Raw genomic sequence first — 22,967 nt, 5'->3', positions numbered from 1 at the left:
TCATATACAATAATAATAAGTAGGAATAAATTAAAAAAAATTATGAACGATGAGGATCTTTTCGAAGAAGGTGATGATAATGTTGAAGAGAATAGCGATGACAGAAGAGAAAGGAATTTGAAGAATGAAAATCAGCTCGAAGAGCAATTTAAAGAGTATTTAAAACCTTTCGAGGATATTTTAAGTCAAATTGATGAAGGAGTTGATAATTTAGATAGTTACGAAAGGACTATGCAAGTAAAGCGAAGTATAGATAGGCTCATAGAAACCTTATATAGCCAAGCAGCATCTGAGGATATTGATGTAGAACTTGAAACCACAAAACACACTCGCGATAAATCAGAGTCCAAGAAAAGAGTTCTGGAAAAGAGAAAGAAACAACTGATGGAAGAGATCTTAAGTTTTCAACAACAAAAGGAGCTAATGAATAGTAGGGAAAAACATGAAGTAGCAAGTGATGGGGATGTTCAGAAGGCAAAAGCACGAGTGAAGTCTTCAATTAGGGGGGTGTTGTTTTCAGTTATTGCTCATAGAATGGATCCACGAAGGAGGGCAGGGGAAACTGCTGATGACAATGAAAAGCAAGCTCGTATGTACGGTAGAGAAGCAGTTGGTGGAGTTTTAGGTGGATTGTTCAAGGCGTTTTTAACTGCAGTTGCTGCTGTTGTGCGCGAAATTGCTAAACCACTTCAACATATGAACACACAAGAGACGTCTTTTGCAAAACAAGTTGAAGAAAGCAGAAACCAGGATTCACAGAAAGGTCGATCTGTGTAGGTCAAAGTATAATTTCAAAAAAATTTTTGAAATCGTATGTACTAAACAATATCTACTCAACGCAAATTACAACAAACGCAGTAGCATAATCTTGATCATCACTTAGAGAAAGGTGTATCTTGTAGTCTTTCGAGATGAAATCCTTTGTGATAGCAAGATGTGGTTTTCCCCTGATATTACTGTATATTTCTATATCTTTCATTATAATTCCTTGGCTGAATCCAGTGCCTAGCGCTTTAACAAAAGCTTCCTTTGCAGCAAAGCGTTTAGCAAAATATTTTGCCCTTACTTCTTGGCTATTATATTTTTTGCTTATCTCTATCTCCTTCTTAGTATAGACTTTATTGAGAAATTTTTCCCCGTATTTTTGTGATATTCTCAATATTCTGGGTATATATACTATGTCAGTGCCAATACCGTATATCATTTTGTGCTAAAGCGATTTATTGCTTCTTCAACTTGTATTTCCTCTACCTTGCCAGTTGCTCTATTTTTTACTTCAACTATATTTTCACTTACTGCTTTCTTTCCAATAATTATTTGCCATGGCAAGCCTATCAGATCCATTCTGGCAAATTTCACTCCTACACTTTCGTCCGTATCATCATAAAGCACTTCATCGCTTTTCAAAGCTTTGTATATTTTATCTGCAGCCTCCGTTACTTTTGTTTGTAAATTGATCAAACCAACTTTAAAAGGAGCTACTGCCTCTGGCCAGATAATTCCTTTATCATCATGGAAAGCTTCTATTATTGCGCCAACAAGCCTTGAAACTCCAATACCATACGAACCCATATGCATGTTAACATTTTTTCCATCTTGAGAAGTAACACTTGCCTTCATAGGTTTCGAATATTTATCACCAAAATAAAAAATATGCCCTATTTCAATACCCTTGCTAACATTTAACTGTTCTTGCGGTATAGGACAACTTTCAGGATCATGCATATCGTCTGCAACTGCATATATGCTCTTCAGGCTTTCAATATCTTCGCTTTCTAGTAATTCAAAAAGTTTATTGTCATAATATAGAGTGCTCTCACCGGTGTTTGCCAATATATGAAATTCATGACTTAAATTTCCTCCAATTGGTCCTGTATCTGCCCTCACTCCAATTGGAGTAAGTCCCATGCGTTTGAAGATTTTTATGTAAGTTTTATACATCAAATTATATGAATTCAGTGCACCTTCGTAATCTACATCAAAACTGTATGCATCCTTCATCAGAAATTCCCTGCCTCTCATAACGCCATAACGAGGTCTTACTTCGTCACGAAACTTCCACTGAATTTGATATAAACAAAGTGGTAAATCTTTGTAACTTTTTACCGTATTTCTAATCAAATCAGTTACCACCTCCTCATGTGTTGGACCAAAAAGCATATCGCTTTCATGCCTATCTTTAATACGTAGCATTTCTTTGCCGTAATCATCGTAACGTCCTGACTCTCGCCAAAGACTTGCTGGCTGCACACAAGGCATTAACACTTCAATCGCACCAATTTCATCTCTGATAATATTTTCAATATTTTTAAGTACCAAAAGACCAAGCGGCAGCCAAGAATAAATTCCAGATGCTGTCTGCTTGATTAAGCCCGCACGTAACAAATATTGATGAGAAATAATTTCAGCACCAGCCGGGGTTTCTTTTAAAGTTGGCAGGTAATATTGAGATAAACGCATTTGATAAATCTGATTGTACTATATAATGCACCCATTTGTCTAGACCATTTTTTTCAAAGTGATCCGATTTTTAAAATGAATATGTTGATAAATACGTCGACACACATTTAAAGTATTTATCAATATATTCATTTACTGTTTATGATAATAAAGATCAGCAGGAACTTTATAATGTAGAGTCTGATGTCGCCTTTTATAGTTATACCAACCAACAAAATCGTTTATTATAAGATTCAAATCTCTGATACTATTTGGTCTATAATAATATATAGCTTCTTGCTTTAAAGTTCTCCATAAACGCTCAACAAATATATTGTCGAAGCAACGTCCTTTATGATCCATACTAATTTTAATATTAGCACGCTCTAATTCCATAATAAAGTTGTAGCTAGTAAACTGCACTCCTTGATCACTATTAAAAATCTCAGGTTTACCTTGTTTTAGAGCTTCTTTGAGAGTATAAAGGCAAAATCCAGCATCGAGATATGGTGATAATGAATGAGCAATAATATAGCGACTATACAAGTCCATTATTGCCACAAAATAGACAAACTTACCTTCTACCATAATATATAGTAGCCCATACCTGATTAACTCTACAAATAATCAAATCTTTGAGTAAATAAGGATATATTTTATGCTTTTTTTCTTTAATACTTGTATTACATCTTTTTCTACAATACAGCCCACTAATCTTCATTTTTTTCATAATTCTTAAGATTTTTTTGTGATTGACTACTACTCCACTCGCTATGATTTCAGCAGTAATTTTACGATATCCATAACGGCAATCAGAAGCCAAATATACTTCTTGAATCAAATTTCACTTTCGTTATTAATTATATGCCTATAATATAGGCTAGATCTGCAAATCCCCAGTAAATCAGCCTGTTTCCTAATTGATAGATCAGAATCTTTTTCTATAAACCTTACTCTATCTTTTTTGCTTATTTCAGTAATTTTTTTTTCAAATAACTATTTTCCACTGTCAATTCTCCTATTACTTTATGTAAACTTTCTATTTCTTGCGCTAAGATTCTTTGTTTTCTCGCACTTTCACTTTCTTCAACAAATAGGTCTTTTAACCTTGCCAATACTCTATCACGCCAATCATATAGATTTGTTGATGGTATTTTATATTCACTACATATCTCAGATGTGCTTTTTTGATTTTTTATTGCTTCCAAAGCTATCTTTGCTTTTAACTCTGGTTCATATTTTTTTGTTGCCATACTTTTACCCCTTTACCTTCCTACTCGGATCAACCATTTTTTTTGGTCTAGTTTATGGGGTGCATTATAGTTACCAAAGATTTTAAAGAATTTTAACGTATTTGTTGATGGTCGAGGTTATGCTGGTCGTATCGATGAAATTAGCCTACCAAAACTTGCGATAAAAACTGAAGAATATCGCGCAGGTGGAATGGATATACCAGTCAGCATTGATATTGGTATGGAAAAGCTCGAAGCAGATTTCACTTTTTCTGAATATGACTCTGAGCTCTTTAGACTTTTTGGATTGATAAATAATAATGCTGTCTCTCTTACTTTAAGAGGAGGTTTGCAGGGAAGTAGTGATGCCGAATCAGTAGTAATTAACTTAAGAGGGCTCTTTAAAGAACTTGATTTTGGTAGCTGGAAACCTGCTGAAAAAGCGACACTAAAATGTATAATTGCTGCCAACTATTATAAGCTTACTATTGATGGCAGAGAATTGATTGAAATTGATGCAGAAAACATGATTCGCAAAATCGATGGTGTTGATCAAATGACTTCTATGCGCATAGCTCTAGGAATTTAAATAAAGAGGTAAAATAATGCAAAAAATTAAATTAACTGAACCAATAAAAATCGATGGAACTTTAGTTTCAGAGCTAACTCTACGTCGCCCAAAAGTTCGAGACCGTTTAGCTGTTGAACGTATGGGTAATAGCGATGCAGAGAAAGAAGTAGCACTGATTGCAAATCTTGCAAGTATTTCAAGAGAAGCAGTAGAAGAACTTGATTTGGCAGACTACAGTAAGATTCAAGAAGTGTTACAAGGTTTTTTGTCTCAGCAGAAGAATTGAGGCTGAGCATATTATCACTTAGCTCAATGGTTGGTGGTGGAATCAATCAGTGGCTTGATATGGATATTGAAGAATTTATTACTTGGTTTGAAAGTAGCGGAAAATTATACAAATGAAGGCAATTTCTATAGTAATTGGAGCAACACTGCAAAGCAGTTTTAATAGTACGATAGCAGGTAGCACGAAGCAACTTTCTCGTATTGGTAGTACGATAAAACAACTTGAATCATCAAGTAAATCAGTATCCAAGTTTAAACAATTAAGCCACGATGCTCTGCTTGCTAGGCGTTCTTGGAATGAACTAGAAATAAAAACAAAATCTCTTGCCCAGCAGATAAAAAATACAGGAGCACCAAGTAAGAGCCTGCAAAACGAGTTTACAAGGTCTAAAACTGCAGCACTGAAAGCTAAAACAGCTTATTTACAAAAAAGAAGTGCTCTCCACCATTTACGCACGGAGTTCAGTAAAAGTGGTAGAGATATAAAATCTCTTATTGGAGACCAAGCTAAACTTGGCTCTTCTACTCAAAAGCTTAAAAATAACTATACAGCTTTAAATTCCGTAATGCAAAAACGTAAGGGAGTTTTAGCGCAAAGAGCAAATTTTAGAGCTCAAATCATGGATACCGTGGCACTTGGCCTCACCCTTGCAGCACCACTTAAGGCTGCAATTAGTTTTGAGAGTGCCATGGCTGATGTAAAGAAAGTTGTAAAGTTTGAAGATACAGATGTAAATGGTTTAACAAAGCTTGGTGAAACATTAAAGGAAATGTCACGGACAATTCCGCTATCTGCAGCAGAACTTGCACAAATTACTGCAAGTGGTGGTCAGCTTGGTATTGCAGCTAAAGATCTTACAATCTTTACAGACACTGTGGCCAAAATGGCAACTGCATTTGATATGTCAGCAGAAGAAGCAGGCGACGCTATTGCTAAACTTTCTAATATTTATCAAATTAAAATTGGTGAAATGAAAAGCGTTGGCGATGCGATAAACCATATCTCTGATAACACTGCGGCAAAGGTTCAGGACATTGTTCCAACGCTAAACAGGATTGGTGGTACAGCAAGGCAATTTGGCTTAACTGCAGTGGAAGCAGGAGCTTTAGCAAGTAGCTTCATTAGTCTTGGCAAAACTCCTGAAAAAGCAGGTACGGCGATTAATGCAATGCTCAGCAAGTTGCAAACAGCGAGTAAACAAGGTGGCAATTTTCAAAAAGCGTTTCAAGTGCTAAAAATAAATGCTCAGGAGTTTGAGAAAGCAATCGGTAAGAATGCACAAGGTACATTACTTAAGTTTTTAGAAACAGTTGCAAAATTAGATAAGCAAGAACGTTCTAGCGTTCTCTTTGACCTCTTTGGTCTTGAATATCAGGATGATATAGCGCTACTTACTGGTAGTCTAGATGAATATAGAAAATCTTTGCGATTAATAAACGAAGAATATCATGGCTCAATGCAAAGAGAGTTTGAAAATAGAGCAAATACTACAGCAAATAATCTTCAGTTACTTAAGAACTCAATAGCAGAATTGGGTATGAATCTTGGTACGGTATTATTACCACCTTTAAATTTTACTGTTAATCTTTTGAAGTCAGCAACTACAAAGGTAGCGCTGTTTGCTAAGGAGTATAGAGTGCTGACCACAGTAATCATGAGCACGATTACAGCGTTGATTAGCATTAAAATAGCAGCTATATCTCTTGGCTATGCTTGGACTTTTGTAAAAGGTTCCTTATTCGCTTTTTTGTCTACTTGGAGAATGTTTGGATCTGTTATTACTTTAGTAAAAATAGGTCTTTCTGCAGTTTTTCCAGCAATTATTGCTGGATTTAAAGCATTGACAATTGCTTTAATGAGTAATCCTATGGGACTCGTTATTGGCGGTCTTGCTGTTGCTGCAACTTTGATAATTACCAAATGGCAAGTGGTAAAGAACTTTTTTGTTACTATCTGGGAATCAGTGAAAATTGTATGGAAATCTTTTTCTGATTGGGTAGGAAAATTTTGGAATAATATTACTCAGCCCTTTAGAACAATCAGTAATCTGTGGAATAAAAGGAATGAGTCTAAACTAGAAGTTAAGTCTGTAAATAACGTTATAAGTGATTCTCTTAAGTACCCCATTGCGGCACACAGTAAAGCTATAGAGAATAAAACTCAAAATAATCACTTCAGTATTAATATTCATTCAACCCCTGGGCAAGATACACGTAGCATTGCTGATGAAGTAATGGAGCGAATTAGAGAGCAATTTAGTGGCGCACTTTACGATATAAATTAAATTATGTTATCTCTTGGTCCATATAGATTTTCATTAATTGAGCAAGGCTTTATACGCAGAAGTGAATATCGCTGGCCTGCACTTGAGCGTATTGGGGAAAAGCCATTGCTTCAAAGTATTGGTCCTGGAGAGGACATTGTTGAGCTTGCAGGAGTAATCTATTCAGGAGGGCTGAAGCAAATAAATAATATGCGAAATTCATCGAAACCTCTTTTACTTATTGATGGCCAAGGTAACATTTTAGGCCATTTTGTTATTGTGAAAATAGAAGAAACGCAGAAATATTTTTTTCCAAATGGTGAACCAAGAAAGATTGAGTTTCATTTAAGTTTAAAACGTTATGATAACGTATTACTAGATAGCAATTTATCATCACGAAATAGCACTACTGACTTTACTGTAACTGACAATGATGTACTACAAGACTAAAGAAAATGACATGTTGGATTTTATTTGTTGGAAACACTATGGATCTAGCTCTGGAGCAATTGAGGTTGTGTTAAAAGCTAACTCTGGGCTTGCAGAGTACGAGCTTCTTCCTGCAGGATTAATTATTAAACTTCCTGTTATTCAAAAAGAAACACAAAAGCAAGTAGTGAAACTATGGGATTGAAATGACACCAGATTTTAGCATTTCAGTAGAAGGGATTTTAATCACTGAACTAGTAAAGAGTCGGCTAATATCAATGCACATTACTGATGAAGCTGGAATAATAAGTGATACTGCTGTAATTCACCTTGACGACCGTGATTCATTATTTGAGATTCCTAGAACTGGGGCAAAGCTAAATATTTTACTCGGGTATAAGGAAACTGGCATTGTGCCAATGGGAGATTATATAGTAAATGAAATTACGCTACAAGGCCCGCCACAATCACTAAAGATTAAAAGTCATGCAGCGGATCTAAAAGAGTCATTAAAGGAACAAGTGTTTAATGAGTGGCATCAAATTACCTTAAATGATTTGGTAAAAAAGATTGCAGACAAACATGGCTATCAAGCTAAAGTTGCTGCAGAGTTTGTAAATATCATGATATCACATATTGATCAAACTGCAGAGAGCGATATGCATTTTTTAACCAGGCTTGCTCAAATTTATGGAGCAATAGCAAAACCTGCAGGAGGATATTTACTGTTTGTTTCAAAAGGAAAAGCAAAATCAGTTACCGGAAAAACTTTAAGCACTATTACTTTAACACCTAGAGATATTACAAATTGGAAAGTAAAATTTAATGAGCGTAATCAATATGGCTCGGTTATTGCTTACTGGTATGATTATGAAAAAGCAGAGACAATAACGGAAAAAGTAGGTGATCAAGAACCAAGCTATATTTTGCGAGATATTTATGCAAGTAGTGATTTGGCACAAAGTGCAGCATCTGCGAAGTTGAATCAGCTGATGAGTAATGCAGCAACACTCAATGTCACAATGCCAGGAAATCCTGAATTATTTGCTGAAGCAAAGATCAACCTTTCTGGGTTTCGCAAGGAAATTTATGGCGAGTGGATAATAAATAAGGCTGAGCATGTAGTTGATAATCTTGGCTATCGTACTATATTAACAGCAGTTATGGGAACAATTGATAGTGGGAAAGTAATTTGATAATTTCCTCATAAATATCTTCTTTATTATTGTTTAATTCCTCTACAGCAAGATCTAAAGGAGTTTTTTTATCTTTATTTTTAGCAAGAGGATGTGCTCCATTTTCCAGTAGAAATTTAGTAATTTCCAAACGTCCTTCCTGTGCAGCATAGTGCAAAGCTGTCCAGCCAAAAGCATCAGTAGTATTTATATCAATGCCCTCTTCAATTAGAAATTTTACGACTTCTAAACAGCCTCCGCTTGTAGCATAGTGTAATGATGTTGCACCAAAATGATGAGTAGCATTGATATCTACTACATTTTTTATTAAGGATCTTACAGTATCTAAATTACATTTTTCAGCTGCAGTAGATAATGTTTCCAGATCATTGCCACTTGCCTTACTTTTTATTGGCACATCTTTTGATAATTGGTCTGTACTAAAGTGCTGATACAGAACAATAACGCATATGTGCGACCCGAAGTTGCGATTTTGTGATGGTTAGATTCCATCTTCCCTAGACATCAGGGATAATGTATGTCTCACATTTTAAAGAATGGCAACCTTTAGGATGCAAGCATGAGATAAAAGCAGGTAATGCTAAACCTTATAGCAAACTCCTGCAAACAGAGTTAGATATGGTTACGAGAGAAACTTATGATTGAATTGTCGTTATATTGAATATGCGAAATTAAGGTTGTTTTACGCATAGACCAAAATGGTATGAAGCATACGAGGAATTAAAGTTAGATGTCTTTGATTATAGATGTTCTCAGCTTCCGGTAAAAAGTAAGAACCTAAGTCTAACACGAAACAAAATCGTGAAACGGGATAACCATATAGGTGCTCTTATATTCATTTGAATGTAAGTAGGTAGCCAGCCATAAGCACTTACATTGGAGGGATTGTCCAAGAAGCTAATGCCCAAAGTAATATTTGGGATATGCAGACGTGGACACTATAATTTGGAGGGTAAAGTTGTGAATAGTAGTAAATATGTTATAGACCAACAATTTGTTAGGTATGAATGGAATACAATTCCTTGGCGTAAAGTTGAGAAATTTGTATTTAAGCTACAAAAGCGAATTTACCAAGCTGCAATATGTAATGATAAGAAGAAGGTACATAAACTTCAAAGATTATTACTCAATTCAATAAGTGCAAAACTACTTGCTGTCAGAAAAGTAACTCAAGATAACAGAGGGAAGAAAACTGCAGGTATTGATGGAAAAGCAAATCTTAATCATAAAGAAAGATTGCAATTAGCATATTCTTTAAATGTTAGAGAAAAAGCGAAACCATCAAAACGTGTTTGGATTCCAAAACCTGGAAAACCAATAGAATATCGCCCTCTTGGTATACTTACTATCTCAGATAGGGCAAAAGAAACACTTATGAAAATGGCACTAGAGCCAGAGTGGGAGGTAGGATTTGAACCGAACATGTATGGTTTTAGACCTGGTAGGTCATGTCATGATGCTATTGAAGCCATATTTAATTCACTGAATTGGAAAACAGCGTACTGTTTAGATGCTGATATTTCTGGATGTTTTGATTATGCATATTGATACTCCTATAAAAAATTTGGATTGTTGAGTTTACCATGTTTAAAATCCATAAGGATTCTAACAGTCTCTGGCGTATTCTCAAATAAATATTTTCCTCTGGTTTTACTGTCATCTTTTCGTACTTTGATTTGACCATTATTAATTCTATCATAAATCCAATGTGTAGTAACATTGAGGATTTTTGCAATTTGTGGAACGGTAAGATATCCAGATACTTTAAGCGGATGTGACTGATTCCTTGCTCGCATAATGTTATTTTTTAACCGAATAGTTTTTACTGTATTTTCTAAAACGATGTTTTTTGTGGGGGAGCGATGTCCCTGTTTTTCTAAGTACTTAGCAATTTCTGCATCTGTTTTACCTTCTTTACTTAACTTTATTATAGACTGTTCCATTTCTTTTGCTTTAGTCAACTCGCGAAAAGAGTTTACTGGAATGGGAACATGAGAAGTAGTAGTTTCGCCACCATGCCATATAATGCGTACCTGAAGACAATCGCGTCTGATTCTGTGTGCTACCACTTTATCAATGAGACAACGAAGAAAGGACTTTTGTTGTTGACGTGATAGAATTGATTTATACCAAATTTCAGGTAATCTTTTGCCTACATCTAAAAATACTGTTTTCAGTTCTTCAGGTAATTGAGGTGTTGGATCACTTGGACGCTGACGTTCGAACATAATTTCTGCTTGTTGGAGTTCTTTCAATGCTTTCTCCCAGCGTCTTTCAAGTTCTGCAGCTACAAGACGATTGTCAGGGTCTACTTGATTAAATTGTCTTTCTGCCAATCTAACTTGGTACTTTAGGCGCTCTAATTGTTGTAAATGTGCTTTATTAATTGCTTGCTCAGATTGCAATTGTGAGTTAATCGCCTGAGTATAAGCATCAAGCTCAATTTGACCAAGTGCAGCAAAAAATTTGGGAACTACTTCATTATCAATAATATCAGCTGGTAAAAGCTGACATACAGGTACACGATACTGCTGACGTAGATAGTTGCATAAATAACGATTTCCTCCTTTATACTGTACCAACATTTTATGTCCACATTCTCCACAATAAATTATTCCATGTAATAATGCTGCACCTGGTCTTGCTATACCACGTGTTTTATTGCGATCGTATTCTGCATAATTATCTTTTAGCATCATCTCAATCTTTGTAAAAGTTTCCCAATCTATGTAAGCTGAGTATTTACCTTTGATCAGAACTTTCCATTCCTCCATTGGTAATTTTTTTGTTGTTTTGTCAGCAGAAGATGGCTTATGGTATGTAGTACGGGAACGCCCATAAACAAATGCTCCAGCATAGGCTGGGTTTTTTAGTATTGAGGTAATTGCTGCAACAGTTGGCTTTTTCCACTGTAGTTCTTTGAAATTATTATATCTAGGAAGAGTTAGTTGATGATCATTAAAATGTCTTAAAACCTTTGATGCTGTTCGTTTTTCTAGAAAAGTTTCAAAAATAAGATTGATACGAGACTGAACTTCAAGGTTAGGATCCTTGTTCACAGAACCATCAATGTTACGAACAAGACCAACTGGGAGAGATAAGGCTAAATCACCTCTGGTTGCTTTATTTAATAGTCCAGCATTTAGTCTAGCTCTTATAGTAGATAACTCCATTTCAGCAAGTTGCCCTTTCAGACCAAGTAACAGCCGACCATTAATAGTACCAGGATCATAAACACCATCCCGGTCAGCTATTAAACACTGTTTATAGCCACATATATCCAGTAAAGGATACCAGTCAGAACAATTACGTGATAAGCGAGTCACATCGTAGGAGAGAATAATTCCTACCTTTGATAAAGTGACTTTAGTGACAATCTCTTTAAACCCTTCACGCTTTTCAGCACTAGCACCAGTTAAACCAAGATCACTATCAATGATTACAACATTATCAGCTTTCCATCCAAGGTCAATTGCTCTTTGTTTTAGTGCATACTGTAACTCCAAACTTTCTTGGTTGCTCAATGCTTGATGAGGTGTTGATTGTCTGATATAAATTATTGCTTCGCGTGCTAAATGCTGTGCTGTAATTAGCTCTGATGTACTCATAGATAACCTCTTTGGACACTAATAATATATTTTCTAAAACTTCTGACTTGAAACGTTGCGACATTTTCTGCCACACTTGACATGGTTTACATGGCATAATTTATACTCCTTTGCTAGAGAAACAAATTCGTATAATGAAGACCACGTTAACTTGCTGGTGAGAAAGTTTTGCTTACTAGCTAAGTTGGTAGCAGAAAACGGAATACGTAGAATGATGTAATTGCGATAAGTAACAAATACATTGTGGACTTTTGAGCTGACAGAAGATATTGGAAATGTTCTGCCAAATAGTGGATGTGTTGAATCTGTAACTGTAATTTCCTTAGTTACTTGATTATTGAAGAGGGTATTAAGGTGATTGATCGTTTGATAATATTAATCAAAATGCTCTGTTGGAAAAACTTAACACTACACCAACCTTTAGAAGAATTATAAAAGGATGGTTAAGAGCTGGAGTAATGGAAAACAGAAAATTTGAATCCACAAAACGTGGTACAATTCAAGGAGGGACGATCTCACCGTTACTTGCTTGTGTTGCATTAAATGGATTAGAACAATATATCAAAGAAACGTTATGGAGTGAACTTCTTCAATATAGGAAGATGAAATGTGGTGTTGCAAGCAGTAGAGAAGCAAAAAGCTCATTAAGTGTAATTTTCTACGCAGATGACTTTATCATCATACATGAGAGTAAGGAAATCATTCTGAAGGCAAAAATGATAGTTGAAGAATGGCTCAAAACCATTGGACTAGAATTGAAACCTTCAAAAACAAAGATTTCTCATACTCAAAATGGAGAAAAGCCAGGATTTAATTTTCTTGGTTTCTCAATAAGGCATTACTCTACGAAAAATAATAAGAGGGGTTATAAATTATTAGTCAAACCAAGTCGTGAATCCAGAAAACAGCATACACTTACTATAAAACATAAGATTAGAGGATTAAGAGGATCAACACAAGAAACAGTAATAAGACAGCTTAACCCAATTACTAGAGGGTGGAGCAAATATTATTCTTCGGTTGTGTCAAACAAGACCTTTAGGTTTATTGACAGTGTAATGTTTAGAAACATCTGGAAGTGGGCAGTCTACAGGCACCCAAACAAAGGAAAATACTGGATTAAAAATAAATACTTTAAAAAGTATAAAAACGATAATTGGCGATTTATGACAAATAACAAAGTTCTTCTTATTAAGCACGGAGATCATGCTATTAAAAGGCATGTCAAAGTGAAAGGAACCAAGTCTCCATATGATGGCGATTGGGTTTATTGGGGTAATCGTTTAAGGAAGATACCAGATAAACTACCAAGAGTAATAAAATTGTTGAAGTTACAACAAGGTAAATGTGGTCATTGTCAACTTTGGTTTAAAAATGATGATATCTTAGAAACACATCATATTGACCGAAACAGACGTAATAATATGAAAAAGAATTTATCCTTGTTACATGGACATTGTCACGATGAATTACATAGAAAGTGTGCATGACAAGCACCAAATTATAGAGGAGCCGTATGAGGCGAAAGTCTCATGTACGGTTCTGAAGTCGAGTGGGGAGAGGCGACTTTTCCCACTTAGATAACTATTGGTATTATTGAACTTGTTACCAATTTCCAAAAAAGGCTAGATTTCATGTTGATTATATTATTTACATCGCTTGTTTAGTGCAACTAATTAACTTTATTTTAGAAAAGATTTTTTGGACGTATTTTTGATGAATCTTGTATATATCTATATACAGCTTTTCCTTAAAAAAATGACAAACACAGGAAAGATTCCTATAGCAGTAATTGCTACTATGGTAATACAAACAATAGCATTGATCTGGTGGCTGGCCAAACTCGACTTAAGAGTGCACATTCATGATAAATTTATAGAGCAAAATCAAAGAACTACAGAAATCATCTATCGCCTTGAAGAAAGGGTCAAAAACCTTGCTGAAGAAGTGAACGAGCTTGAGCAGAGACAAAAATAACTATAACAAATGACAAAGTACATTTTATCAGTTGATGGAGGAGGAATTAGAGGAATCATTCCTGCTATTATTCTAGCAGAGATTGAATCTAGAACACAAAAGCCAATCTCCCAGATTTTTGATTTAATGGCAGGAACCTCAACCGGTGGGATTATTGTTGCTGGACTTTGTAAAAGCAATAAACTTCAATACTCTGCCAATGATTTGGTTGAACTTTATCAAGAGTATGGGGCATATATCTTTCAATCATCATTTTGGAGAAAATCAATTGCTTCTTGGCTGAGTGGTTCTCAGTACTCGTATAGAAATATGGAATTTATTCTCAACAAATACTTTGGTGAAAGTATTATGGCTGATGTTGCAAGTAATCTACTACTCACCAGCTATGACATTCACAACAGTTGTGAATTTTTCTTCAAAAGCTGGAAAGAAGAAAACATTAAGTTGAAAGATGCACTCAGAGCGACAACAGCTGCTCCAACGTACTTTACACCAAAACGTCTGAAAATTAGTCAAACAGAGAGAGTGTTGATAGATGGCGGAGTATTTGCTAATAATCCTGCTGCTTGTGCATATGCAAGTGGTAAAAGGTTATTTCCAAATGATGAGATTATACTGGTATCAATAGGTACTGGCAGAACAGATAGGAGCATAGAGTATGCTAATTCAAGAAGATTTGGAAAAATAGGGTGGGTCAAGCCACTACTGAATGTGATGTTTGCCTCTGGACTAGATTGCGTTGATTATCAACTAGAGCAAGTAATGGGTGATAAATATATACGAATACAATCACAACTCAAAGTAGCATCATTTGAAATGGATAATATAACATTCAAAAATATTAAATGTTTGCAGCAAGAGGCAGAGGCAATGATAGAAAATAATCAAAGAGCAATTGACGGTTTTTGCGCTACCCAAATTATGTAAATTTATGAAAAAACTTTTTTGTGATGAGAGATTCACAAAATTCAAAGCTTTTTTTGATAAAAATAAAATTTTAAAAAATAATTTGGACGTTTTTTTTACCAATCTTGTATATATATAACATAAAAGCGCGTTTTCACGCAATCAAATCAAATGGAACCTAACAAAGATACTTCACAAAAGTCCACTATTGAAGCTAAAAAGCTTGAGCTACCAAAAGGTGGTGGAGCGATAAAAGGAATAAGCGAAACTTTTGAGGCTAATTCATTCACTGGTACTGGATCCTTTTCAGTACCAATTCCACTGCCAACGTGCCGTAATTTTTCGCCTTCTTTAAGTGTTGATCATAGCTCTGGTGGTGGCAATGGAGTATTTGGTATAGGGTTTAATGTTTCAATAGCAAGTATTATCAGAAAAACATCAAAAAAAATTCCAACTTATGATGATGAAGATATCTTTGTCCTCAGCGGAGCAGACGATTTGGTTGCAATTAATCAATCAAGCAACAGCGAATACGCCATTACTTATTATCAGCCACGTGTTGAAGGATTATTTGCCAAAATAGAGCGTTTAGTAAGCAAGAATGATAACACTATTCATTGGCAAGTTACTAGTAAAGATGGCAGTGTTTCCGTTTATGGTAAAAATAAACAAGCACAAATCTATGATCCAAAGAGTAATAGCCGCATAGCAGAGTGGTTACTGGAGGAATTAAGTGATGTATACGGAAATAAAATATTTTATTATTACCGCTCTAGTACAAAAGATACAAGTGTACAAGGTGATGGCAGAGTAATTGATCGCATTGCTTATGGACATAACCAAGAGCTAAATTGTAACCATTTTGAAGTTTTGTTTGATTACGGCGAAAATGATTTTGCGAGCCCAGTAGACAAAAGATATGGTGATGAAAGAGAAGCAATTCTACGCCAAGATTCGTTTACCTCACACACCACAGGATTTGCAATTAGAACTGAACTCTTATGCCGAGCGATAAGAATTTATCACCGTTTTGATGCAGAACCGATTCTAGTAAATGGCACATATTTTGATTACGATGAAAAACCAACAATTACCTACTTAAGAGCGGTAAAACAAGTTGGCTATTATGAGAGAGGAGAAAAAAGATTTACTAAGGCTACACCAACTTTAGTTTTTTCTCATACTAGCGATAATCCAACTTATATTTCGACAACTTCAGCAGTTGCAATAAAAGATGAAAATAAACCATCTAAACAGCTTTTACAGATTTTAAAAGAACAAGATTTTGTATTTTCAGAGCAGGATTCAGAAATTTCTGAAGAAAACTCAAATTGGAAAATTAAAGATAGTGAAAAAACTCTTGTCATAAAAGAAAAAGGAATTTTTTTAGATCTTCATAATTTAAATAATAAAAACTCTTTTAAATCGGTAAAAATAGAAGGAATAAACAAAAACTTTCCTGGGTACTTAAATGATCAAAGGTTTCAATCGGTTGATTTATATCAAGAAGGTATTGAAGGAATATTGTATAACGATGGCAATACAATCCTTTATTTTAGGCCAAATGGAAATGGAGAATTTTCTCAGGCAAAACTCCTAGAAAAATTTCCATCATTACTGCGAAAAACTACTTATTCACTGATGAGTATGGAAGGTAACGGTGAGTTACAACTTTACGTGAATGAGAGCGGCTTTCAGGGTTACCATGATTTTGATGGCAATAGTAAGTGGAGTGAATTTAAGCCTCTCGAATCGCAAGTAGTTAACTTAAGTAGTGAACTTAAGGAAATGATTGATGTTACTGGAGATGGAAGAACTGATATCGTAGTGTTTGAGGGAGAAAATGTCAGAGTATATCCATCTGCTGGTAAAAAAGGGTATAAAAAGGCTATTTACAGTAGAGCGCCAAAAGATTTGCCAAATCAACGTGCCAGTTCAGAGAGTACTTTAGTACGCTTTGCTGATATGTTTGGTGATGGTAAGAGCCACTTAGTAAAGATAGAAAATGGTAAAGTAGAGTGTTGGCCAAATCTTGGCTACGGTAAATTTGGTGAAAAAGTTGTATTTAAAAATGCTCCATACTTTAGGGATGGATTTAATGCAAAAAGACTTTACTTTGCTGATATTGACGGTTCTGGTACTACAGATCTAGTTTATGCTAACCATAATAGCTTAGATATCTACTATAACAATAGCGGCAACTCTTTCAGTAAACCAGTAACTTTGAAATTACCGGTGAATTACAATCAAATTGGTCGTATTGAGTTTGCTGACATTCTAGGAAATGGAACTAACTGTTTGCTTATTAGCTATCTGGATCAAAGTTTAAAGTTACAGCATTTATACTATGATTTTTACAATGGAGTAAAACCGCACTTACTGAAGCAAATAGATAATAACATGGGTAACATTACTCGTCTTCATTATGCAGCTTCTACTAAGTTTTACTTGGAGGATAGAAAAGAAAATCGTCCTTGGGTTACAAGTCTGCCATTTCCAGTACAAGTAGTTGAAAAGATAGAAACCATAGACAACATAGTAGGAAGTAAACTTACCAACAAATATAGCTATCATCATGGATTTTATGATTACACTGAAAAAGAATTTCGCGGATTTGGTTTTGTAGAAACTTGGGATACTGAAGATTTTGCTACAACTGATCAAAAAGAAGATTATGTTGCTCCTATTTATACCAAGACTTGGTATCACACTGGAGCTTATAAAAAGGCAGAAAATTTAGTTGAAAGTTATAGAAATGAATTTTACCAAGGAGATGGCAAAGCGTTAAAAATAACGCCACAAGTATTTGATGAAAGTATTATCTCAATAGAGGATGAAAGACAAGCATATCGCGCTATTCAAGGGCAAGTGCTAAGACAAGAAGTGTATGGTTTGGATAAGGATGAAAATCCTGGTCTTTACCAGCATCCATACTTAGTTACTGAATCCAGTGCTTGTGTAAAATTGCTTAGTACAAACAGCTCTTATAAAGACTTTAGATTTAGATATAGAACATTTTTTGTCAATTTACAGGAAACTATCAGTTACCACTATGAAAGAAATTGCTGTGATCCACGTATTGAGCATAATTTTGTTTTAGAGGTTGATGAGTATGGTAATGTTTTAAAGTCAGCAAGTATTACTTACCCACGTCGAAACCAGCCAAGTAATTATTTAGAACAGCAAAAACTACATGCTACTTTAGAATATAATTTTTACGTTAATAATACTAAAGAATTTTACTTGCTTGGAGCTCTTTATAAATCACAAGCTTTTGAAATTGGGGGCCTAGTTGATGGCTATACTAATATTAATGACTTAAGGACTCACATAGAGAGGTCTCTACAAAATACGATAAAATTTGAAGAAAACTTAAACTATACAAATCCGCAAGCAAGGCTCTTAGGTGAAAGTCACAATTATTTTTGGAATAAAGAACAAAATTCTACTTTACCACTTGGCTCTGTAACGCAGCAAGCACTACTTCACCACACCGAAGCTATGGCATTTTCTGATAGTCAAATCAAAGAAGTATTTTCAGGCAAAATAACCTCTGAGCAAATGCTCAAAGATCTTGGCTATAAAAAAACGTCAAATAACTTTTGGTGGGCACCAAGTCCAACACAGTATTATTATGGTAGTGATAAATACTATTTACCTGAAAAAGTAATTGATGTTTTTGGCGCTGAGACTGCAATTGTTTATGATCAGTATAATTTACTGCCAATAAAGACGATTATAAAAGCAACTGAAAGCTCAAGTTATGAAACGACAGCAGAATATGATTATCAGCGCTTAAGTCCAGTAAAACTCACTGATCATAACGGTAACATATCAGAAGTTATTTTAAATCCACTTGGAGTTGTAATTGCTACTTCTATTTATGGCAGCGAAAACGGAGAAGAAAAAGGTGATAAGCCACTACTCGAATATCAAGTAAGAAAAAATCCAAATTTTGAAGATGTTTTAGGCACAGTAGCAAGAGCAAATGGTCCTGAGTATTATCTCCAAAACGCTACCAGCTTCTTTTATTATGACTTAGATGCTTGGAGAAAAAATGGCCAACCTGTGCATGTGATTAATCTGCAGAGAGAAACTCATGTTTCAGAAGGAAGTTCCTCAAGAATCAGGAGAATTATAACTCACATTGATGGTTTTGGTAGAAACCTTGAGACTAGAATGCTCACTAATGCTGAAACCGGAGAGTGGATGGCATCAGGGAGAGTTGTTTATAACAATAAAGGCACGGAGGTGAAAAAGTATGAACCTTTTTATAGTAATTCACCTTTTTATGATCTCGAAGAGAGCATGCATAATCAGGGAGTATCTGACACTCTTTATTATGATCCTCTGCTAAGAAATATTCGCATCGACACAGCGAAAGGGTTTTTCAGCAAAGTAGAATTTGATTCGTGGACTATCAAGAATTTTGATCTTAATGATACGGTGAAAGATTCAACATATTACCAAGAATTTACTGAAAGGTGGAGCGGCGCAACTGAAGAAGAAAAAATAGCTTTAAAAGACGAAAAAGATGCACTCAGCAAAGCAGAAAAACACTATAATACACCAACAATAGAGCATTTGGATAGTTTAGGCAGAAAATTTTTACAGATAGAGATATTAAGCAAAGATGGACAAAGTACTGTAGAATTAAAATCCTACGTCAAACTTGATATTCAAGGAAATGAACTAGAAAGTGTTGATTCAAGGTTTTATGAGCAAAACCAAGGTAAGCAAGAAAGTGAAAAGGTAAAGAATTTTATCCATGTCTACTCTATGGCAGGGCTCTTAAAGAGCACAAGTGTTGATGCTGGAGAAACGTGGAATTTAGCAAATGTTGCTAGAAGCGCGGTGTACAATTGGGATGGCAAAGGGTCACTTACTTACACAGAATACGATAGACTACAACGACCAGTAAGAGTAAAAGTTACTGATGAGGATCTAAATTTAAATGGCAATGTTGTTGAAAGATTCTTTTACTCTGAGAATATTCAAGATAAGGTAACAAATCGTTATGGAACGCTTATTGCTCATTATGATCAAGCAGGATTGACTGAAGCCAAAGAAAATGATTTTAAAGGCCAAACGTTAAAAAGTAGTTTTCTTTTAAGAAAGAATTATAAGCAAGAAGCAAATTGGCAAAACATCGAAAATATTATCACAACTCATTTAGATCTTGAGCGGGAAATATTTAACTCAAGTATGAAGTATAATGCAATCGGCGAAATAATTGAAAAAGCAGATCCACAAAATAATGCTCATATTCCAGTTTACGATATAGCAGGCAGAGTAAAGCAAATTAAGCTCAAAAAACCAATGGAGGTAATAAAAACCTATGTTTCAGACATCAGCTATAATCCTAAAGGTCAACGTACATCGATCACTTATGGTAATGGTGTTGAAACCCGCTATAGCTATGATCCTAAAACATTTAGATTAACTAAACTGGAAAGTGGCAAAGGAGAAAAGAAATTACAAAGTATCAATTATACGTATGATCCTGTCGGTAACATTACCAGAATGAATGATGAGTCTTATAAGACTATTTTTCCAAATAACAAGAGTATAGATACTAAGTCAGATTATCATTATGATTCGCTTTATCGGCTCATTCAAGCAACTGGCAAAGAACATCCAGCTTTAAATGGCAAAGAAGATGTTATTACACCAATCCCTCATTTAAACAATCAAAATGCGATTAGTAATTATACTGAATATTATGAATTTGATTATGGAAGTAACATTACGCAAATTAGGCACACAGGGGTTCATAGCTCTACTAAAGAGTTTTATATATCAAGTAAATCCAATAGGAGTTTACCTATAATAGAGGACAAACCTGTAAATGAAAGTTATATAGATAAAAATTATGATGAAAGCGGTAATTTACTTAAGCTGAGTGGCTCGCAAGATCTGCATTGGAATTACCGCGATAACATAGCATACGTTAACATTATCACTCGCTCAAGTGGCAAAAATGATAGTGAATATTATGTTTATGATAGCAGTGGACAGCGTGTCCGAAAAGTTACTGAAACTTATCAGAATAATGAAACAAATTCCTCTCGAGTAGAAAAAATTTACTTTGGTGATATCGAGGTTACCAGAACCTATCAAGAGAGTAGTTTAAAAAAGGAGAAATATACTGTCCATGTGATGGATGATAAAAGTAGAGTAGCTATGCATCATTACTGGACTCGTGGAACACCTGATGAAACTAGAAATAGTCAAAGTCGTTATCAGCTCAGTAATCATTTAGATTCAGTAGCTTTGGAATTAAATGATAATGCTGAAATCATGAGTTATGAGGAATATTTGCCGTTTGGTGGTACAGCTCTGATTGCTGGCAAAACAGCACGTGAAGTAACAGAAAAAGAATATCGGTATTCAGGGAAAGAAAGAGATGAGAGCACAGGTCTGTATTACTATGGTATGCGTTACTACGCACCGTGGCTAGCAAGGTGGATTAATCCTGATCCTGCTGGAACTGTTGATGGACTTAATCTTTATCAGTTTGTTAGGGGAAATCCAATTAATAGTGTTGATGATGGGGGAATGTCATCGAAGAGGAAAAGAACAGAAGACGCAGGAAGTAATAAGAAAAGTTCGAGAAAGCGGAAACAAGCACCACTTTTACCAAGAACCCAGCAACCATTAACAGAATATTACCAGCGTCCTTCAAGTAGTTCTAACTCCTCTATGGTAATGAAGCACTATGGTAATAAAAAACCTGGTCCTAATCAAGAAATTATAATTAACAGTATACATGGTACCGAACGTTCTTTAGCTACTTTTGAAGTCTTAGGCTTTATTCATGGAGCTTATTATGCAATAGGTGAGTTGCCATCTGGGCCTATATTTCAAAATGCAGCTACTCATCAAGACTTTTTAGGTACAAAAAAGACTGCTGCAGCGCACACTTTTGGTATAGGTGTTGTGCAAAGTACAATAGGCTCTCTCAATGAGAAAACTCAAAATTACCTTTTTATGCTTGTTGGAAGAACCAATCCCACTGAGGGTGGATCTTCAATGAATAGTGGAATAGAGCAAAGTCTAGATAGAGGTCAATATTACACTGTTGATCGATATTCCTATTATCCAACAATGAGAGATACAGATTTTACAAAAATAATGAATTACCTTACAATTCCATTGGGAAAGCAAAGAGGAACTACTGCACATTTTTCCGGAGAATTAATAAGAGGTATTGAAAATTCACGATCAATAGTACGACAAGTATACGACAGTAACTTTAGGTTAGGCAGATTGTATAGCGCTCCTTTAAATTCTATAGACTATTATGCTAACTATAATTTAACTCAGTCGTATAATTTAGCTCAGTCGGAGGATATTACTACTCAACTAGCTCAGCCGAGCATAACAGCTAACAATGATAGTCCAGTTGATATGTTAAATCAACAGATGCAAATGCTCTCTATAAATGAGCCTGCTAACAATAATCACCGTCCCCGAGAAGAAGGATCTGATGATCGTAATAGAAGATATGGATGAGAATGTCTTTGTGAAAAGATGTAACCTCAAAATAACAAGCTAAAATTAGCAATAAGGAGACCCATGACCAATCAAGACATTTGTCAAAAGGCTAGCTAGAGGGGAATTCTCTTTAGTTAACCAATATAAAACAACAAGTTCTAATTTAAAAATTTAAACAACTATGGAGATGAAAAACATGACCAATGAAAGTACCGTTAATGAGTCTCAACTTCGTCTAGAGAAGATGGGAGTAGAACACGAAATGACTGAGAAATTACTCAGTTTTAAAAATGAAAATGATGAGTATTTATATGACTCAGCATTCAAAATAACAGATTTATGTGAGGATGTTTTTATCGAAAGAGTAAAAGACAAAATCACAGAGCAAGAAGCTAAAGATATTTACCGGAAAGCGCTAAATAGGAGAGAGTTCGTCTCTCGCTATATAGAAAACGCCAGAGAGATGACCGAACCACATTATCGAGCAATGCGTGTTTGTAATATCGATCACGATACTGCAGAGAAGTGTGACGCAATTATACACAGTTTACAAGGAGAATAAT

Annotated in this window: 17 protein-coding genes and 1 pseudogene; 13 read left to right on the top strand and 5 right to left on the bottom strand. The window is 35.1% G+C overall.

What is annotated here, in order from left to right; all coding sequences use genetic code 11:
* Positions 1 to 42 precede the first annotated feature (42 nt).
* A complete protein-coding gene (locus OPS21_RS02080; RefSeq protein ID WP_006013937.1) occupies positions 43 to 777 on the top strand; it encodes a hypothetical protein in 735 nt (244 codons plus the stop codon).
* Between the two features lie 52 nt (positions 778 to 829).
* Here OPS21_RS02080 and OPS21_RS02075 read toward each other — a convergent pair whose 3' ends face one another.
* From OPS21_RS02075 to OPS21_RS02065, 3 genes and pseudogenes are all read right to left on the bottom strand, one after another.
* On the bottom strand, positions 830 to 1,204 hold the full coding sequence (locus OPS21_RS02075; RefSeq protein ID WP_007302804.1) for a holo-[acyl-carrier-protein] synthase: 375 nt from the start codon (positions 1,202 to 1,204) through the stop codon (positions 830 to 832).
* Positions 1,201 to 2,460 carry a proline--tRNA ligase gene (proS, locus tag OPS21_RS02070; protein ID WP_264336811.1) on the bottom strand — a complete coding sequence of 420 codons (1,260 nt, stop codon included), beginning with the start codon at positions 2,458 to 2,460 and terminating at the stop codon, positions 1,201 to 1,203. Before proS ends, OPS21_RS02075 begins: the two co-directional genes overlap by 4 nt.
* A gap of 132 nt (positions 2,461 to 2,592) precedes the next feature.
* Positions 2,593 to 3,692 (bottom strand): annotated as a pseudogene (locus OPS21_RS02065) (IS3 family transposase).
* 79 nt (positions 3,693 to 3,771) lie between these two features.
* On the opposite strand from OPS21_RS02065, the gene OPS21_RS02060 reads away from it, so the two are divergent.
* The 6 genes from OPS21_RS02060 (at position 3,772) to OPS21_RS02035 (ending at position 8,416) form a co-directional block, all read left to right on the top strand.
* Positions 3,772 to 4,260 carry a phage major tail tube protein gene (locus OPS21_RS02060; RefSeq protein WP_320110183.1) on the top strand — a complete coding sequence of 163 codons (489 nt, stop codon included), beginning with the start codon at positions 3,772 to 3,774 and terminating at the stop codon, positions 4,258 to 4,260.
* A gap of 16 nt (positions 4,261 to 4,276) precedes the next feature.
* Positions 4,277 to 4,528, top strand: a complete 252-nt coding sequence (locus OPS21_RS02055) for a phage tail assembly protein (protein ID WP_265027691.1) — start codon at positions 4,277 to 4,279, stop codon at positions 4,526 to 4,528.
* Positions 4,529 to 4,640: 112 nt separating this feature from the next.
* Positions 4,641 to 6,812 (top strand): phage tail tape measure protein, encoded by a 2,172-nt coding sequence (locus OPS21_RS02050; RefSeq protein WP_265027690.1) that lies wholly within the window; start codon positions 4,641 to 4,643, stop codon positions 6,810 to 6,812.
* A 3-nt stretch (positions 6,813 to 6,815) separates the two neighbouring features.
* On the top strand, positions 6,816 to 7,241 hold the full coding sequence (locus OPS21_RS02045) for a phage tail protein (protein ID WP_264336809.1): 426 nt from the start codon (positions 6,816 to 6,818) through the stop codon (positions 7,239 to 7,241).
* The gene (locus OPS21_RS02040) at positions 7,222 to 7,425 is read left to right on the top strand and encodes a tail protein X (RefSeq protein WP_264336808.1); all 204 of its coding nucleotides are present in this window, start codon (positions 7,222 to 7,224) and stop codon (positions 7,423 to 7,425) included. Before OPS21_RS02045 ends, OPS21_RS02040 begins: the two co-directional genes overlap by 20 nt.
* A 1-nt stretch (position 7,426) precedes the next feature.
* Positions 7,427 to 8,416 carry a phage late control D family protein gene (locus OPS21_RS02035; RefSeq protein WP_264336807.1) on the top strand — a complete coding sequence of 330 codons (990 nt, stop codon included), beginning with the start codon at positions 7,427 to 7,429 and terminating at the stop codon, positions 8,414 to 8,416.
* On the opposite strand, the gene OPS21_RS02030 is transcribed toward OPS21_RS02035, so the two are convergent.
* On the bottom strand, positions 8,382 to 8,813 hold the full coding sequence (locus OPS21_RS02030; RefSeq protein ID WP_264336806.1) for an ankyrin repeat domain-containing protein: 432 nt from the start codon (positions 8,811 to 8,813) through the stop codon (positions 8,382 to 8,384). The two genes, OPS21_RS02035 and OPS21_RS02030, sit on opposite strands and share 35 nt — an antisense overlap.
* A gap of 563 nt (positions 8,814 to 9,376) precedes the next feature.
* Here OPS21_RS02030 and OPS21_RS02025 point away from each other — a divergent pair.
* On the top strand, positions 9,377 to 9,964 hold the full coding sequence (locus OPS21_RS02025) for a reverse transcriptase N-terminal domain-containing protein (RefSeq protein WP_265027689.1): 588 nt from the start codon (positions 9,377 to 9,379) through the stop codon (positions 9,962 to 9,964).
* Positions 9,965 to 9,969: 5 nt separating this feature from the next.
* On the opposite strand, the gene OPS21_RS02020 is transcribed toward OPS21_RS02025, so the two are convergent.
* A complete protein-coding gene (locus OPS21_RS02020; protein ID WP_264336378.1) occupies positions 9,970 to 12,024 on the bottom strand; it encodes a recombinase family protein in 2,055 nt (684 codons plus the stop codon).
* 392 nt (positions 12,025 to 12,416) lie between these two features.
* On the opposite strand from OPS21_RS02020, the gene OPS21_RS02015 reads away from it, so the two are divergent.
* The 5 genes from OPS21_RS02015 (at position 12,417) to OPS21_RS01995 (ending at position 22,966) form a co-directional block, all read left to right on the top strand.
* A complete protein-coding gene (locus OPS21_RS02015) occupies positions 12,417 to 13,514 on the top strand; it encodes a group II intron maturase-specific domain-containing protein (protein WP_265027688.1) in 1,098 nt (365 codons plus the stop codon).
* Between the two features lie 268 nt (positions 13,515 to 13,782).
* Positions 13,783 to 14,001, top strand: coding sequence for a hypothetical protein (locus OPS21_RS02010; protein WP_264336805.1), 219 nt, complete (start codon positions 13,783 to 13,785; stop codon positions 13,999 to 14,001).
* Positions 14,002 to 14,010: 9 nt separating this feature from the next.
* On the top strand, positions 14,011 to 14,928 hold the full coding sequence (locus OPS21_RS02005; RefSeq protein WP_264336804.1) for a patatin-like phospholipase family protein: 918 nt from the start codon (positions 14,011 to 14,013) through the stop codon (positions 14,926 to 14,928).
* A gap of 150 nt (positions 14,929 to 15,078) precedes the next feature.
* Positions 15,079 to 22,422 carry a SpvB/TcaC N-terminal domain-containing protein gene (locus OPS21_RS02000; RefSeq protein WP_265027687.1) on the top strand — a complete coding sequence of 2,448 codons (7,344 nt, stop codon included), beginning with the start codon at positions 15,079 to 15,081 and terminating at the stop codon, positions 22,420 to 22,422.
* A gap of 178 nt (positions 22,423 to 22,600) precedes the next feature.
* A complete protein-coding gene (locus OPS21_RS01995; protein WP_265027686.1) occupies positions 22,601 to 22,966 on the top strand; it encodes a hypothetical protein in 366 nt (121 codons plus the stop codon).
* Position 22,967 lies beyond the last annotated feature (1 nt).

This window comes from Wolbachia endosymbiont (group B) of Chorthippus parallelus, assembly GCF_947251815.1.
Lineage (GTDB): Bacteria > Pseudomonadota > Alphaproteobacteria > Rickettsiales > Anaplasmataceae > Wolbachia.
The sequence above is the reverse complement of the archived record's forward strand: the minus strand, read 5'-3'. Positions and strand labels throughout refer to the sequence as shown.

Bases quoted from the DNA above. Each gene is read 5' to 3' on its own strand.
- OPS21_RS02005 (WP_264336804.1), top strand. From the start codon at position 14,011: ATGACAAAGTACATTTTATCAGTTGATGGAGGAGGAATTAGAGGAATC.
- OPS21_RS02020 (WP_264336378.1), bottom strand. From the start codon at position 12,024: ATGAGTACATCAGAGCTAATTACAGCACAGCATTTAGCACGCGAAGCA.
- OPS21_RS02035 (WP_264336807.1), top strand. From the start codon at position 7,427: ATGACACCAGATTTTAGCATTTCAGTAGAAGGGATTTTAATCACTGAA.
- OPS21_RS02050 (WP_265027690.1), top strand. From the start codon at position 4,641: ATGAAGGCAATTTCTATAGTAATTGGAGCAACACTGCAAAGCAGTTTT.
- OPS21_RS02080 (WP_006013937.1), top strand. From the start codon at position 43: ATGAACGATGAGGATCTTTTCGAAGAAGGTGATGATAATGTTGAAGAG.
- OPS21_RS02045 (WP_264336809.1), top strand. From the start codon at position 6,816: ATGTTATCTCTTGGTCCATATAGATTTTCATTAATTGAGCAAGGCTTT.
- OPS21_RS02010 (WP_264336805.1), top strand. From the start codon at position 13,783: ATGACAAACACAGGAAAGATTCCTATAGCAGTAATTGCTACTATGGTA.
- OPS21_RS02000 (WP_265027687.1), top strand. From the start codon at position 15,079: ATGGAACCTAACAAAGATACTTCACAAAAGTCCACTATTGAAGCTAAA.
- OPS21_RS02040 (WP_264336808.1), top strand. From the start codon at position 7,222: ATGATGTACTACAAGACTAAAGAAAATGACATGTTGGATTTTATTTGT.
- OPS21_RS02055 (WP_265027691.1), top strand. From the start codon at position 4,277: ATGCAAAAAATTAAATTAACTGAACCAATAAAAATCGATGGAACTTTA.
- OPS21_RS01995 (WP_265027686.1), top strand. From the start codon at position 22,601: ATGACCAATGAAAGTACCGTTAATGAGTCTCAACTTCGTCTAGAGAAG.
- OPS21_RS02075 (WP_007302804.1), bottom strand. From the start codon at position 1,204: ATGATATACGGTATTGGCACTGACATAGTATATATACCCAGAATATTG.
- proS (WP_264336811.1), bottom strand. From the start codon at position 2,460: ATGCGTTTATCTCAATATTACCTGCCAACTTTAAAAGAAACCCCGGCT.